Annotated in this window: 14 protein-coding genes and 2 pseudogenes; 6 read left to right on the top strand and 10 right to left on the bottom strand. The window is 43.8% G+C overall.

What is annotated here, in order from left to right; genetic code table 11:
* A pseudogene (locus B7360_RS24560) lies at positions 1–84 on the top strand (IS5/IS1182 family transposase); the annotation flags it as partial.
* Between the two features lie 5 nt (positions 85–89).
* On the opposite strand, the pseudogene tagH reads toward B7360_RS24560, so the two are convergent.
* Positions 90–869: pseudogene (tagH, locus tag B7360_RS12885) on the bottom strand (type VI secretion system-associated FHA domain protein TagH); the annotation flags it as partial.
* Positions 870–1,181: 312 nt separating this feature from the next.
* On the opposite strand from tagH, the gene B7360_RS12880 reads away from it, so the two are divergent.
* From B7360_RS12880 to B7360_RS12870, 3 genes are all read left to right on the top strand, one after another.
* Complete coding sequence (locus B7360_RS12880; RefSeq protein ID WP_085343676.1) at positions 1,182–3,332, top strand: serine/threonine-protein kinase; 2,151 nt, start codon at positions 1,182–1,184, stop codon at positions 3,330–3,332.
* A gap of 429 nt (positions 3,333–3,761) precedes the next feature.
* Positions 3,762–4,097, top strand: coding sequence for an Hpt domain-containing protein (locus B7360_RS12875; protein WP_046875350.1), 336 nt, complete (start codon positions 3,762–3,764; stop codon positions 4,095–4,097).
* Between the two features lie 34 nt (positions 4,098–4,131).
* Positions 4,132–4,323 carry a hypothetical protein gene (locus tag B7360_RS12870; RefSeq protein ID WP_012842175.1) on the top strand — a complete coding sequence of 64 codons (192 nt, stop codon included), beginning with the start codon at positions 4,132–4,134 and terminating at the stop codon, positions 4,321–4,323.
* 32 nt (positions 4,324–4,355) lie between these two features.
* Here B7360_RS12870 and B7360_RS12865 read toward each other — a convergent pair whose 3' ends face one another.
* From B7360_RS12865 to B7360_RS12850, 4 genes are all read right to left on the bottom strand, one after another.
* Positions 4,356–4,853, bottom strand: coding sequence for an ATP-binding protein (locus B7360_RS12865; protein WP_085343675.1), 498 nt, complete (start codon positions 4,851–4,853; stop codon positions 4,356–4,358).
* A gap of 23 nt (positions 4,854–4,876) precedes the next feature.
* A complete protein-coding gene (locus B7360_RS12860) occupies positions 4,877–6,070 on the bottom strand; it encodes a PP2C family protein-serine/threonine phosphatase (RefSeq protein WP_085343674.1) in 1,194 nt (397 codons plus the stop codon).
* A gap of 29 nt (positions 6,071–6,099) precedes the next feature.
* On the bottom strand, positions 6,100–6,360 hold the full coding sequence (locus B7360_RS12855; protein ID WP_005395662.1) for a hypothetical protein: 261 nt from the start codon (positions 6,358–6,360) through the stop codon (positions 6,100–6,102).
* A gap of 213 nt (positions 6,361–6,573) precedes the next feature.
* Complete coding sequence (locus B7360_RS12850; protein ID WP_085343673.1) at positions 6,574–7,188, bottom strand: glutathione S-transferase; 615 nt, start codon at positions 7,186–7,188, stop codon at positions 6,574–6,576.
* Positions 7,189–7,333: 145 nt separating this feature from the next.
* Here B7360_RS12850 and B7360_RS12845 point away from each other — a divergent pair, with 145 nt between their 5' ends.
* Entirely contained in the window at positions 7,334–7,909 is a 576-nt protein-coding gene (locus B7360_RS12845; RefSeq protein ID WP_053812171.1) for a TetR/AcrR family transcriptional regulator, read from the top strand.
* Between the two features lies 1 nt (position 7,910).
* On the top strand, positions 7,911–8,315 hold the full coding sequence (locus tag B7360_RS12840) for a PPC domain-containing DNA-binding protein (protein ID WP_029795845.1): 405 nt from the start codon (positions 7,911–7,913) through the stop codon (positions 8,313–8,315).
* A gap of 98 nt (positions 8,316–8,413) precedes the next feature.
* Here B7360_RS12840 and nirD read toward each other — a convergent pair whose 3' ends face one another.
* The 5 genes from nirD to B7360_RS12815 form a co-directional block, all read right to left on the bottom strand.
* The gene (gene nirD / locus B7360_RS12835) at positions 8,414–8,749 is read right to left on the bottom strand and encodes a nitrite reductase small subunit NirD (RefSeq protein ID WP_015313324.1); all 336 of its coding nucleotides are present in this window, start codon (positions 8,747–8,749) and stop codon (positions 8,414–8,416) included.
* Positions 8,750–11,269: a nitrite reductase large subunit NirB gene (gene nirB, locus B7360_RS12830; RefSeq protein WP_085343672.1), complete on the bottom strand. Its 2,520-nt coding sequence runs from the start codon at positions 11,267–11,269 to the stop codon at positions 8,750–8,752.
* 10 nt (positions 11,270–11,279) lie between these two features.
* Entirely contained in the window at positions 11,280–12,116 is an 837-nt protein-coding gene (locus tag B7360_RS12825) for an ABC transporter ATP-binding protein (RefSeq protein ID WP_005450080.1), read from the bottom strand.
* An 11-nt stretch (positions 12,117–12,127) separates the two neighbouring features.
* Positions 12,128–13,093, bottom strand: coding sequence for an ABC transporter permease (locus B7360_RS12820; protein WP_005375889.1), 966 nt, complete (start codon positions 13,091–13,093; stop codon positions 12,128–12,130).
* Positions 13,094–13,165: 72 nt separating this feature from the next.
* The gene (locus tag B7360_RS12815) at positions 13,166–14,530 is read right to left on the bottom strand and encodes a CmpA/NrtA family ABC transporter substrate-binding protein (protein WP_085343671.1); all 1,365 of its coding nucleotides are present in this window, start codon (positions 14,528–14,530) and stop codon (positions 13,166–13,168) included.
* Positions 14,531–14,632: the final 102 nt, after the last annotated feature.

Here is a 14,632-nt window from a genome sequence, read left to right as displayed (position 1 = left end):
TGGGAAAAGAAAATCGAAAACTACGAGGCCATGTTGCATTTTGCTTGTGGCCTCATTGTTTGGAATAAATCCCTTTTGGGATAGGTTCTAAGTCGATTTGTTTGTTTAAATACCGCTCGATTGTGCAGCGTTTCCATTAAACCAACTAACATCAAAGAAAATGATTCCCCCAGTTGTTCAAACCATTGCTCTCTGTTATCGCTGGGAATCATCGTTGGATCAATACCCGCTCCTTTAATGAACGCCGCAAGCTCGCTCCCTTTACTATCAAATTTGGGAGTTGATTGACGTTCTAGCTGTCGTGGGGTTTCCGGTACAGGTGTAGGATCTACACTCTGTTTTTCTGGTTTGGGGATATCAATAAAATCATCGACTAAGCCAATATCTAGTTGAAAGTCCGAAGGAACACTCTCATTCAAAAGCTCACTGGCACTAAGGCCGAGGTCTACAAACTCTGCTTCAGATGAACTCGAGAATGCTTCAGGTTCTGAACTGGAACGAAAGTTACTTTCCTGATTATGGAATGCCTCAGTGCTAGTTTGAATACTTACTGAAATTTGGTAATCCCCTAAACTAACCGTATCGTCGTCACTTAGTGCAATCTCATTTCCTTGGCCCACAGGTGTCACAGCGTTATTAACAAACGTGCCATTAGTTGATAAGTCTTTTATCAAGTATTTATCACCAAACTTGATGAGCTCTCCGTGAGTTCCGGATACTACTCTTTCAGGGTCTGGCAGTGTCCAATCACATTGCTCAGACCGACCAAACGTAACTTTGGCATGCTCATCACTTGATTCAAACACAAACTCACTCTCAATCTCTGGAGTAAATTTGTGAAAACTTGTTATGGTTAAAACCAACTTCATGTAAACCTCGCCAAAGACCTGCTAAATATTATTTTTAATTTTATTATTAGTCACTTTCTTATTAACAGTAAGATTAATAAAAACCTTAAACCTGCCATTGAAAATCATGCACGGAATAATGAATCATTTTTTTATCAAAGCAATCACGTAATGTTCAACAATTTTAATTATCCAACCAAGTTCAAATTTTTGACACTTAGACTTTCATCAATAAAAAAACGAATGTTAGTTTGGCCGCGAAATTCTAACATAATGACTTTTCATTGAGCAGAAAGGTATATATTCCCCCATCATTTATACGGAGTTCTTGTGATGGAAGATAGCAATAAAAACAATTCTATAAATAATAAAGATAGCGGAGACAAAACTAAAATTGTAAAGACTCAAAAACGAGACAATGCAATTCAATCAAATAAAGTTGCTAGCAATGAAGGCTCCGTTCAAAATAAAAATGAAACAAATACAAAACTGTCTCAAAAAGAAAACACTCCGTTAGTTAATAATAAAATAAACAATAATAATAACACATCAAATAATGACAAAGATGTTATTAATGAGAATTTAATAGGCACAACTGTCAAAAATCGATATGAAATCGAGTCGGTTCTTGGCCATGGCGGACTTTGTGATGTTTATTTGGCAAAAGATAAGATATTAGAATCTTCAGGTTCAGAAACCCCTTACGTAGCATTAAAGATTTTACAAAAAGAGTTTGCATCTCAACCAGAGACTGCACGCATGTTGATACGTGAAGCTCAGCAAACACAAAGATTAAGTCACCCTAATATTATTAGGGTTTTTGATTTTGGTGTCGATGGCGAAATATATTTCTTAGTGATGGAATATATTAATGGGGAAACATTAGAGAATTTAATACAACGATCTAGGCCGCATGGGCTGAAGTTTAATGCAACTTTATCGATTCTAAATCAGGTACTTGACGCCCTGTCTTACGCCCATTCACTTGGTGTCGTGCATGCCGATTTAAAGCCCGCTAACGTCATTTTAACGTCTGAAGGTAATGTTAAATTACTCGACTTTGGTGTATCTAAAACTCATCAATTAAAGCAAGATCAATACGCAGCTAAACGTAAATCCGAAAATGTGGAGACTCTTGGTTATACTCCAAACTACGCATCGCTCAACTTGTTGTCGGGTAAAGAGCCAAACTTAAGCGACGATATGTTTGCGCTATTTTGTATTGCTTACGAGTTATTGAGTTGCAAGCATCCTTATTCAAGAACTCCTGTTAATGAAGCTCTCAAAAAGAAAATGAAGGTCTCGAAACCTGCTAATATGCCAGCATCTAAGTGGCCTATCTTTGCACGCGTGTTTTCAACTGGCATCATCCCCAAAGACCTTACCCCAGAGCAGTTAAAACAAAAGTTGAACATGCGATATTGGCCTATCGTTAGTGGTGTAGCTGCAAGCGTACTATTGGTTACCGGAATCGTATTTGGCTATCAACAACAACAAGAAACCATCTCTGATTTAGAAATAGCGATTAACAAGCAAAATGATCAGATTAATGGGCAGGAATGGTTGCTTGATACACCGCCAGAAAAAAGCTTGTCACTGATTAATAGTGAGAAAAACTTACACCCGGTGATTAAAGCTGGCTTACTACGACAGCACAAGAGCTACCTTCTAAGTGAGTTTGAATCTGAGATTGATCAGGTTCTGAATTCTGATGCTAACAACTATCCAAATTATGATGAAATCGAGTCTGTACTAAACAAAGCAAAAGCCTACTACCCTGACTCACATAAAATTGAAGTTCTGGCGTTAGATATTCAATCAAGCAAGCACTCCACATTGCTTTCGATAGCCAGACAAATCAATAGCCAACTGGAAAAGTCTCGATACAGTAAAGAAGAAGACAGTAAGTCCATATATGAACTGAAAGATGAGTTAAATCAAATTCATCAGGATTACCCATTTACACCAAGCTCATTATCTAGCGATGTTTTTGGTAAACACCTAACTGAAGCACTCAAAAATAAAGATGCTGCAGCACTTGTTGCGCTAATTAAGGTTGGGAATACTTTCTTCTCGAACGTTGAAGAGCATCAAAACAACTTAAAAATAAGCAACGCGATGAAAGATGCAGTCCTCGAGATGAAACTGTATGAGACCGCGCTAGACTCTAACGATCCTCTACCATTTCCGGACGAGGCTGCTCGAATTTTGTTCCAAGAGGAATTTGAAAACTTCTATTACCGCCTAGAAAAGGCAAGAACAACAACTCACCTCGATAACTTAGTGAAAGATGTTGATCAGTTTTCGAAGAAATTTCCTATCGGTTTTCAAGATATTAACGATTTGAGATTCAAAACTGCAGATAAATACCTGCGCTTCTCCGACATACTGCTCAATAAGAGAAGGACCACAAGCGCAAGGCGCGCAATGAAGAAAGCGAACGAGTTAATGAGGCAGGTAGAACAGGACTCCAAGCAAAGTTAATTGTACAAAAGGGGCTCAAGGCCCCTTTTTTGCGTCAAGCTACTTGCTATTATGCAACTAGGTTGCTAGCTTGTATTTGTACTCGATTAGGAGAGTTAACCTTGACTGAAGGAATAGTCAAAGTTGGCGAGCGCTTGGCTTACTTATTTGATGATTGCTTTAAACTAGGTAGACAAGATTGTTCCCAACCCAGCATTTTATTTGGAGCCCACTATCACGTAACTTGTGTTGCCACGACACGAGTGCAAAATGCTTTGCACAAAAGATTAGATCATAGACACTTGTATATAAGGCAAAGTGTACCGAACAATAACTTTGTTTTTATGAGTCTAGCTCAAGTGATAAGCACAGTGTTCAGCGCTCAACTCCCCCAACTTCAACCTTCCTATCCGATACATTTTTCTACCTCGCGGTTAGTCAGAGGTAAACATGATTAATTTTGATGTTCTCAATAAATACATGGAGAACGACGTAGATCTTATCGTCACCGTTTTTTCCACATACTTAGAAGACCACGCCAATGACATACAGCGTATCAATGAGTTGTACGCAAACAAATGTTGGCCGGAACTCTACTTATTGGCTCACAGTCTAAAGGGCATTCTAGAGAGCTTTGGTGAAGAAACCGCTGTCATTGTTTTCACCAAAATAGAAGCAGAAACAAGAAACGATAACAAGCCAGATAGCTCAGATATAGCTATAGTTACTAAAGAGCTAGCTGCCATTAATCAACAAATTTTTGCTTACTTGAAGAATATGCAATAAAACAAATTAAGGCTTAACTGGGGGAAATATGGCAATGAACAATAGCAATTTCAAGGAGCTGATTGAGTCTCTCAAAGACTTAACGCCAACTCAAAAGAGGTACTTGCTTAGTCGTACAAAGATGGCGTTAGATGATGAGAGCAATATGCTAAACATCAGTGATATACTGACACCAGAAGAGTTGGAAGCATTATTGTCGCCTGCACCAACCACAAATACAAAATAACAATAATATACAACGTAACCGTCAGATTAACGCTAGGGACCAGGTGGGGTGAATAGATCTTGCTTGGTTGTTAGTTTTTCTCCGTTCCTCTTCACTAAAACAAACGTGTTTTTTCCAATCTCTTTTTCTAACTTGAACTGGTCAGATAATTGAGCGACTAACATCAGTCCACGACCTGAAGCAGACCAACTATCATCATCCATTAAGTTAGGAGCCTCAATCTGTTTATTTTTATGTTGGTTGAATGTCATTTCATTGATTGACGCTCCGTAGTCAGAAACCCTAAGTTCAATAAAATCTGACATTTGGTCGCATCTAATCCTACATTCCACGTCTATCGGCTTGTCTTCAATTTCGCTGTAAGAATGGATGTAAGCATTGTTCATAAGCTCAACAACACAAAGCTCCAATGACTGAGCCGTACTTAACGATACTTGATTATCCATTAAAAACTTAGCAACCTCTTTGCTCGCACTTCGAGAGCGAGTAAGGGATCCACCGTAAGTTCGTTTAAACTCGCTCTGGAACATTCTTTTCCTTTATCCCTAGGCTATCAGCCACGCCACCTTACTTGTAAAAGACTCGCATCATCATAAAACTCATCTTTGTTCTGCCAAGATTGTACTTGTTCAAAGACGCATCTAGCCTGCACTTCTGCTTCTAATTGCGAAGTACAAACAGCTTTTATACTTGATGCCAACCTTTGTACTGAAAACATCGCCTCGCCTCGCCTCGCTTCTATCAAACCATCCGAATAAAGCCATACTACATCCCCCTCACTCAGAATAATTTGATTATCAACGTACTCCATCGGTTGCAAAGCGCCAATCATAAAGTTGTCTTCACCCGCCAGCTCTGTAGTTTCGGTGCTCGCTCGCCAAACAAGGAACTTAGGATGACCAGCAGTACAATAGCGAAGTTGTCCTGATTCTGTATTAAGAATGGCATAAACCATGGTGAAATAAAGCTGACTGTTCCTAGTTTGCTGATACCGTCGGTTTAGCCGATCAATAACGGCTGCTGGTTCACTGATACAGTAGTCGCCATCTCTTAGCTCCATGGTTATCGAATCAGGTCCCAGATTTTGAGATAACGTCTGTTGGATAGAAAAAGCCATCAAAGCAGATGAAACACCATGACCTGAAACATCGAAAACATAAAATGCGACATGTTGTTCATCAAGCTCAAAATACCCCAACATGTCACCACCAATCTGGGAGCACGGTTTGTAGGCGTAACTAAATTGCATGTTCTGGATAGACGACTCCGCTGGGAGTAGTTGCTCCATCAGGTGACTAGCAGACTGTAAATCTTGATGGATCATTCGATAGGCTGCATCTAACTCTTTATTTCTCTCAACGAGTTTGTTGTGCAGTTCTAAAGTACGAAACCCCGCACGGATTCTGGCCTGAAGCTCCTCTACAGACGTTTTCTTATCCACAAAGTCATCTGCGCCAGCATCGATGCCTTTCACGATCGAGCTCTGGTCATTTCTAGAGGACAATAAAACAAAGAAAATGTAACGTTCACTAACTTGCGATTTTAATTGCCGACACAGCTCAATACCATTAATGCCAGGCATCATTAAGTCACTCAGTACAAACTGAATATCTTTGCGATAAGTCAGCACTTCAAGTGCGGATTGTCCGTCTTCAACAGCAATAACTTCATATCCCTGCTTTTCTAATGCACTGCTGATATAAAGTAGTACTGTTTTACTGTCATCGACCAAAAGAATGGATTTCATTCGCCTCCTTAAGACGGTAGTCGGGCACGCTAACGCAGAACACTAGTCACTGATTGCTCATTTCTAAAACGACTATAATCTTCAGCTAATAACTGGTGTTGATATCGAGTGTAGGACAGCGCCTCATTGGAGATTAATATCTGATGTTCTTTCTCTATTAACTGACTTTGCAGTTTTTCAATCTGTTCATTCTGCTGTGTGTTATTGAGGTACAGCGCGACGAGACCAAAGACCGAAACCATTAAAAGAGCAATAAGAACATTATTGATAGTTTTAACTTGAATACGCATGACCTCTCCTTGTCTATTAATAGACTTCCCACTATGAAAAGAACGTCTACAGACTAAGAGCGCTAGGCTCTAAAACGCATTGAAGCCCATTGAGGTTGTTTTTCCAATTATAGGCGATAGGAGACAAAATAAGAAAAAAGCTGAAGAATTTGAATATCCTTGTGAATTCGAAAGGCAATAGCAGCGAGCAATGATCTACTCGCTGCTGGTACATCAACTTAGAAATGCAGGCCGAGCTGAAACTTGCTCATACCAACGCGCAATGTTTGGTGCAGTAGTAAGCACATCGATTTCTAGGCCTTTAATTGCAAAACCAATCAAAATAAAGCCTGTAATATCGACGATAGTAAAATGGTCAGCGGCAATGAACTCGCTTTCACCAAGTCGCTTATCTAACAACGGTAAAAACTCTTGCACGCGTTGCTTGGACTCTTCGCCCCACTCTCTGACACAACGCTCTCTATCTTCATAGATAGCTGTGATGTTTCTAAATGCTTGAAAAGCGGCATATAGACCTTGAAACTCCACCACGCGATGCCACATTTCCACTTGCGCACGCTCAAGTTGGTTTGCCCCAAACAACGCCAAATCGTTTTCAAACGCTTCATCGAGATAGCGGCAAATTGCGACGCTCTCACAAATCGTCGTGCCATCTTCAAGCTCAAGCAATGGCACTTTTCCATTGACGCTTTTTTGCTTGAAATCTTCCGCTAGATTTTCGCCGTCACGCACATTTAAAGCGATGCGTTCAACATCGCCACCAATTTCCTTTAAAAAAATGCTAACTCGCTTACAACTTGGAGTTATCGCGGTTTCGTAGAGCTTCATTTTATATCCTTTTTTCTTTTTCTAACCGATTGGTTAGGATATACTGTAGCCAGTTTATAAACGATCAGTCAAGAACTTCATTTCCAAAAAGTTGTTCAATAAGTTTAGGAGTGGTTTGAGAAAAACCGCTCGGGTAGGTACGCATATGGCAAGAAAAGCCAACTTCGATCGAGAAGAAAAACTCTTAGTCGCTATGGACGTTTTTTGGCGCAAAGGTTTTGCTAATACATCCATTTCTGATCTCACTGACGAGTTGAATATCAACCGCTTTAGCCTTTACAACACCTATGGTGATAAGCAGCAGCTTTACTACGAAGCACTGGATGCTTATCTAAAAAAAGTCTCGTTGCCCTCACTCACCGACTTAGAGAAAGACGGCGCATCCCTGCCAGAACTTGAGTCTTTCCTTAAGTCCTTTGCAGAGCTGCAACGCAAACGCAACTGTGGGTGTTTTATTCAAAATGCGCTTGTGGAGCATGCTGGCGAAGACGATGATGTACTGCGCAAAGGGCATTTCTTATTTGACCATCTTATCGACATCATTGCGGATGCGCTGACTAATGCGCAAAAAGAAACCTTAGTGCCGAAAACGCTGAAACCAGAAGAACTCGCTCGTTTCGTTCTCAACAACATGCAAGGCATGCGCGTACTTGGCAAAGCCAAACGTTATGCCGACTTGGATACGGCGCTTTCCTGCTTGCTGGTTTTGATTAGGAAGTAATATGTCGATTGAAGTAATAGCAGTACGTCTTACCAAAGGCATGGACTTAAAGCTGAGCCTAGCGAAATTGGTCGCGGAGCACGATGTCAAAGCAGGCTCGATTGCTTCATGTGTTGGTTGTGTCTCTGACCTCAACCTTCGTTTGGCAGGTGCAGAAAGCACGTTAACCAAACAAGAGCCATTTGAAATTGTCTCTGTGATGGGAACCCTGACGCCTGAACATCAGCACGTTCATATCTCGGTGTCTGATCGTGAAGGGCGAGTCTGGGGTGGGCATTTACTGGAAGGCACAGTGATTGATACTACCGCAGAATTGATCATCCATTCTTACTCAAAACTTGAGTTTACCAGAGCGATGGACGACTCGACTGGCTATACCGAACTACAAGTGAATCCTTCCAAATAGCAAAAAGCTCCAGAACCATACTGTGGTGTCTCTGGAGCTTTATTCGCTTATCTCTTACGCTAAGAATTTACTCATATCGAGCAAGCTAATTTCGAGGATCATTCTTCGACTAAATAACAAACCTGATTATCGTCGACCGTTACTTGCCACGTTTTTAGACAGTGCGCATCGTCTTCCAAACACTGCCCGCTCTTTAAGCTGAAATGCTGTTTGTACAGTGGTGACGCAACACACATCTCACCATCGATATCACCGACAATCCCTCGACTCATCACATAAGCCTTACCTATTGGATCCCAATCTTGAACGGCGTAAACACCGCTATCAGGAATGTAGAATAACGCGACATGCTCACCTTCAATCAACACCGTGGCACCGATAAACGGGATTAAGTCATCAAGCTGACACAATTTCACTTTGGTTAAAGCTGCCATTTACACCTCCTGTTTCACCGGAATACGCTGACCGCGCACACGTTGGTACGGTAAAACTTTGCTGCCCGACGTGCTGTTCAAGAAAGGACGGAAGCGTTGCAATTTTTGAGGATTATCCAGCGTACTCTTCCATTCACATTGATAGGTATCTACGACTCGTGCCATTTGTTCATCCAAAGAGTCACATAGGTTGAGAGAGTCATCCAAAATCACTTGTTTAAGGTAATCTAAGCCCCCTTCCATGTTCTCCATCCACACCGACGTACGCTGCAAGCGATCAGCGGTGCTGACGTAGAACATCAAAACTCGGTCAATCATGGTGATCAACTCTGATTTGGATAAGTCGGATGCAAACAAATCAGCGTGTCTTGGTCTCATGCCGCCATTACCGCAAACGTATAGATTCCAGCCGTTTTCAGTGGCGATCACCCCAATGTCTTTACTTTGCGCTTCTGCACACTCGCGAGTACAGCCCGATACGGCAAACTTAAGCTTATGGGGCGCTCGCAATCCTTTGTAGCGGTTCTCTAGCTCAATGGCTAATCCAACTGAATCATCAACACCATAACGACACCAAGTAGAACCCACACAAGATTTCACGGTGCGGACCGACTTGCCGTAGGCGTGCCCTGTTTCAAAACCAGCATCGATTAAGGTTTGCCAGATTTCCGGGAGTTGTTCCAACTGCGCGCCAAATAAATCCACGCGCTGACCGCCAGTGATCTTGGTGTACAGATCGTATTGCTGAGCGACTTCACCAAGTACGATAAGTTTGTCTGGTGTGATTTCGCCGCCCGGAACACGAGGTACAATCGAGTAAGAACCATCTTTTTGCAGATTTGCCATAAAGGCATCATTAGAATCTTGCAGAGATTGATGTTGAGGCTCCATGATGTGTTCATTCCACAAAGAAGCAAACACAGATGCCGCCGTCGGCTTACAGATATCACACCCATGCCCTTTGCCATGCAGTGCAATTAAGGTGTCGAAGTCTTTGATTTGTTCCACTTGGCAAATATGGAACATCTCTTGGCGACTGAGCTCAAAGTGTTCACAAAGGTGGTTGTTAACCTCTACCCCCATGGCTGCTAATTGAGTATCCAATACCGACTTCACCATATTGCTGCAGCCACCACAGCCAGTACCGGCTTTGGTGTTGGCTTTAAGATCTGTCAGGTTGGTGGTGCCAGCTTGAATCTCGGCAACTAAGTCGCCTTTTGTGACGTTGTGACAAGAACAGATGATGGCGCTGTCTGGCATCTCTCCATCCAGCATTCCGGTATCAAACAGCAGGTTCGCCGCGTGGTCTGGCAGGACTGTTTTGTTCAAATAACACTGCAAAAGCGCATCGTAGTCACTGTTGTCACCAACGAGAATCGCACCAAGCAATTGGGTGCCGCTCGCATCAACCACCAGCTTTTTGTAGATACCTGCAACCGCATCTTGCAACACCATTTCCTGTGCGCCTTCGGTTTGCATTTGTGCATCGCCGATAGACGCCACATCCACCCCAAGCAGCTTAAGTTTGGTGCTCATGTCTGCACCTTTAAAACCTTCGCTCAACATACCAGTCAAGACATCGGCTGTAGTTCTCGCCATGGTGTAACCAGGGGCGACCAAACCAAAGATCTTCTGTTCCCACAGTGCACATTCGCCAATCGCGTATATGTTCTCATCGCTGGTTTGGCATTGGTTATTAATCACAATGCCGCCTCGCTCGCCGACTTCTAGCTCTGCTAGCCTTGCCAACTCATCTTGAGGGCGAATCCCTGCGGAAAAGACAATCACATCCACTTCGAGAGGATCTTTGTCTTTAAACACCATACGATGCTTAGCCGTTTCACCATCGCAGATTCGCTCCGTCCCCGTTGAGGTATGCACGGTTAGCCCTAGCGCTTTAATCTTCTCTTTTAGCACTAAGCCAGCACCATCATCTAACTGCACGGGCATGAGGCGAGGTGCAAACTCAATGACGTGAGTTTCTAGCCCCAATAGTTTGAGTGCGTTTGCCGCTTCTAAACCCAACAAGCCGCCGCCAATCACTGCGCCTGTTCTTGCGCCTTCACATGCCTTTTTGATTTGTGAAAGATCATCAAGCGTGCGATAGACAAACACGTTGTCTCGGTCTTTACCTTCAATTGGCGGCACAAATGGGTAAGAACCGGTCGCGAGCACAAGTTCGTCGTAACCCAGCACATCTTCACCATCAAGAAGAATGCGCTTTTGCTCTCTGTCGATGCCTGTTACTTGGCTGCCAAGTACGAGTTGGATGCCATGCATGTCGTACCATTCTTGGTTGCTCAGCATCAAATCATCATGAGACTTACCCGCAAACAAAGAGGACAACTGTACACGGTCATACGCGATAAAGCGCTCTGCACCAATCACGGTAATTCGGTGCTCCAAATGCGCGTTTTTCTGCACTAATTGCTCGACGAGGTGTTGCCCGACCATACCGTTGCCTACCACAACGATGTGGCTCAATGCGTTCTTTACTGGAATCGTTAAAGGACTGTTCATCGCTGCCTCCTTATGCCGTTTGCGCTGCGGTTTTAGGTTTGTCTTCTTTCGAAGCAGGAATCTCGACTTTGGATTGCTTCTCGTAAAGGAACTTCAACACCGCTTGTCGACACTTCTGATACTGCGCATCATCTGCCAGTGCGACACGCTCGCGAGGGCGAGGTAGATTCACTTCTAACACTTCACCAATGGTTGCCGCCGGCCCGTTAGTCATCATCACGATTTTGTCGGATAGCAGCACCGCTTCATCCACGTCGTGGGTAATCATGATGACGGTATTGTTTAGCTCGGCTTGAATCTTCATCAGTGCATCCTGCAAATGCGCACGAGTTAACGCATCCAACGCGCCAAATGGCTCATCCATCAGCAGAACCTTTGGTTGAAGTGCCAGTGCTCTGGCGATGCCGACTCGCTGCTTCATACCGCCCGAGATTTCATCCGGCTTTTTGTGCGCAGCATGCTGCATTTGAATCAACTCTAAATAGTGGTTCACTTGTTCCTGAATCCACGCTTTGCCCTTTTTGCCGGCAATTTGCTTTACTGCGAGCTCAACGTTTTGATACACAGTGAGCCAAGGCAATAGTGAATGGTTTTGGAACACAACCGCGCGGTCGGGTCCCGGTCCTGCCACCTCTCGTCCATCAACGATCACACCACCATCTGTTGGCATGTGTAGCCCTGCGACTAAGTTCAATACCGTTGATTTACCACAACCAGAGTGACCAATCAGCGATACAAACTCACCTTTATTGATTTGTAAATCGACGTTCTTAAGCGCGATGAACTCACCATCTGGCGTTGGGAATCGCATCCCTAAACGCGTTAGATCTAATAATGCTTTTTCCATGATCTTTTCCCTTATCTCAACGCTTGTTGTTTATTCCAAGACAGCCACTTTTGAAGTTGCAGCATGCCTCTATCGAGCATCAAACCGATAAAACCAATAGTGATGACTGCCACCATGATGCGACCCAATGATGCCGAGCTGCCGTTCTGGAACTCATCCCAAACGAACTTGCCCAACCCTGGGTTCTGAGCGAGCATTTCTGCCGCAATCAATACCATCCAAGCGATACCTAAAGAGAGACGTAAACCTGTGAAGATCATTGGAATGGCAGAAGGTAAAACGATGGTACGAATGTGCTGCCACCACGAAAGTTGAAGCACTTTGCTCACGTTGATTAAGTCTTTATCAACGCTCGTTACACCCACAGCGGTATTAATCAGCGTCGGCCATAAGCTACATAGCGCTACTGTGATCAGAGAGTTAATGAACGACTTAGCAAACATCGGGTCATCACTCACATAAGTGGCACTTACAACCATAGTAACGATAGGCAGCCAAGCTAAAGGTGAAACAGGCTTAAGCAATTGAATGATTGGGTTGAACGCTTGATACAGCCCTTGATTGAGACCAAGCACGATGCCAAGCGGAATCGCGATAACCGTCGCCAGCAAAAAGCCCGCAGTTACGGTCACTAAGCTTGTTATGATTTGGTCGAAAAACGTCGGTTTACCTGTGTAGGGACGAATCTTCACTTCCGCGTCCGGATTCTTGGCTAACTTCGCAGCATTGCGTTTTTCCTGACGCTCGATAAAAGCTTGTTCCTTTTCTCGTTCTTGCCAATGGTCATCGACAAGGTTGCTGAACTGCTGAAAAGTCTGCACTGGTCCCGGTAGCGTACCTAATGAGGTTTGCACTTCTCTCGCCGCTAAGTGCCACATTGCCAAAAAGATCAGCAAGCCAATGACGGGCAAAAGCACCAGCCGACTTCGGTTCACTACCTGCTTAGCAGGAAATAGGGAAATGACATTACTAGACATACTCACTCCTAAGAAATTTACATCCTTGTTGCCACAAGCGAATCTCCTCGCCTGTGGCGTTTATCGTTATGGTTAAACCTTGTCTTTTCCTTTAAGCCCGATAGAGAACTTCTCTAGATATTTATTTGGCTCGCGACCGTCATAAACGATGTTGTCGATAAAGTGTGTTTGTGGCGCACGGAAACCATCTTCAGCACTGAAATCTGGGAAGTCTTTTTTGCTCAACACACCATCTTCAATTAACGCTTGAGCCGCTTGTTGGTAGATATCTGGATGGTAAACCTCTTTTGCCACATCCATGTACCAATCATCGGATTTCTCGCTTGAGATCTGTCCCCAGCGACGCATTTGGGTCAGGTACCAAATCGCATCGCTGTAATACGGATAAGTGGCGTTATGACGGAAGAACACGTTGAAGTCTGGCACGTCGCGTTTATCATCTTTCTCGTATTCAAATGTGCCGGTCATTGAGTTAGCGATAACTTCAGCATCGGCTCCCACATACTCGCTTTTTGATAGCATCTTCACTGCTTCTTGGCGGTTGGCATTGTCGTTTTCATCCAACCAATGTGCCGCTCGAATCAAGGCTTTCACTACGCGAATGTGCGTGTTTGGATACTTCTCAGCCCAAGCTTTGGAAACACCAAATACTTTCTCTGGGTTGTTCTTCCAGATTTCGTAGTCGGTCACGACGGGCGTACCAATGCCTTTGAATACGGCTTGTTGGTTCCATGGTTCGCCTACGCAGTACCCTTTGATCGTGCCCGCTTCCATTGTCGCTGGCATTTGTGGTGGCGGTGTAACACTCAAAAGAACGTCAGCATCCAACTGGCCACTGTTGTCACCGGATTCTGGTGCATAAAAGCCTGGATGAATCCCACCTGCCGCTAACCAGTATCGCAACTCGTAGTTGTGCGTCGATACAGGGAACACCATGCCCATGTTGAACGGGTTGCCTTTATCCAGATAGCTGTCGACAACTGGTTTTAAGGCATCTGCTTTGATTGGGTGAACAGGCTTGCCATCTGGTTGTTTTGGAATGTACTGCTTCATCTGCTCCCAAGTATCATTGGAAACCGTGATTGCGTTACCGTTCAAATCCATACTGAACGCGGTAATCACTTCTGCTTTTGTGCCGACACCAATCGTCGCGCCCAATGGTTGACCAGCAAGCATGTGAGCGCCAGCAAGCTCACCATCGATGACTCGGTCTAAGAGCACCTTCCAGTTTGCTTGCGCTTCTAAAGTGACGTACAAGCCTTCGTCTTCAAAAAAGCCTTTCTCATAAGCAACCGCCAGCGGTGCCATATCGGTTAACTTAATAAAACCAAACTTCAGGTCTTCAATTTCTGGCTCACCCAACTCTGCCTTTACGCTGACCGTGGTGAATACCGATAACGAAATTGCTGACACTTTCAGCATCGAACTCCATTTCATTGGTTTGCTCCCATAAAAAAGCGCCACTACTCCGAAGAGCAGTAGCGCCGTTGCTAAGTCTACAATTACCGCCGTTGATAATTGAGATAAGCGATTCAACAA

The organism is Vibrio sp. ArtGut-C1, assembly GCF_002105475.1.
GTDB lineage: Bacteria > Pseudomonadota > Gammaproteobacteria > Enterobacterales > Vibrionaceae > Vibrio > Vibrio diabolicus.
This window is presented reverse-complemented; position numbering and strand designations above follow the sequence as displayed.

Bases quoted from the DNA above. Each gene is read 5' to 3' on its own strand.
- B7360_RS12880 (WP_085343676.1), top strand. From the start codon at position 1,182: ATGGAAGATAGCAATAAAAACAATTCTATAAATAATAAAGATAGCGGA.
- B7360_RS12875 (WP_046875350.1), top strand. From the start codon at position 3,762: ATGATTAATTTTGATGTTCTCAATAAATACATGGAGAACGACGTAGAT.
- B7360_RS12870 (WP_012842175.1), top strand. From the start codon at position 4,132: ATGAACAATAGCAATTTCAAGGAGCTGATTGAGTCTCTCAAAGACTTA.
- B7360_RS12865 (WP_085343675.1), bottom strand. From the start codon at position 4,853: ATGTTCCAGAGCGAGTTTAAACGAACTTACGGTGGATCCCTTACTCGC.
- B7360_RS12860 (WP_085343674.1), bottom strand. From the start codon at position 6,070: ATGAAATCCATTCTTTTGGTCGATGACAGTAAAACAGTACTACTTTAT.
- B7360_RS12855 (WP_005395662.1), bottom strand. From the start codon at position 6,360: ATGCGTATTCAAGTTAAAACTATCAATAATGTTCTTATTGCTCTTTTA.
- B7360_RS12850 (WP_085343673.1), bottom strand. From the start codon at position 7,188: ATGAAGCTCTACGAAACCGCGATAACTCCAAGTTGTAAGCGAGTTAGC.
- B7360_RS12845 (WP_053812171.1), top strand. From the start codon at position 7,334: ATGGCAAGAAAAGCCAACTTCGATCGAGAAGAAAAACTCTTAGTCGCT.
- B7360_RS12840 (WP_029795845.1), top strand. From the start codon at position 7,911: ATGTCGATTGAAGTAATAGCAGTACGTCTTACCAAAGGCATGGACTTA.
- nirD (WP_015313324.1), bottom strand. From the start codon at position 8,749: ATGGCAGCTTTAACCAAAGTGAAATTGTGTCAGCTTGATGACTTAATC.
- nirB (WP_085343672.1), bottom strand. From the start codon at position 11,269: ATGAACAGTCCTTTAACGATTCCAGTAAAGAACGCATTGAGCCACATC.
- B7360_RS12825 (WP_005450080.1), bottom strand. From the start codon at position 12,116: ATGGAAAAAGCATTATTAGATCTAACGCGTTTAGGGATGCGATTCCCA.
- B7360_RS12820 (WP_005375889.1), bottom strand. From the start codon at position 13,093: ATGTCTAGTAATGTCATTTCCCTATTTCCTGCTAAGCAGGTAGTGAAC.
- B7360_RS12815 (WP_085343671.1), bottom strand. From the start codon at position 14,530: ATGAAATGGAGTTCGATGCTGAAAGTGTCAGCAATTTCGTTATCGGTA.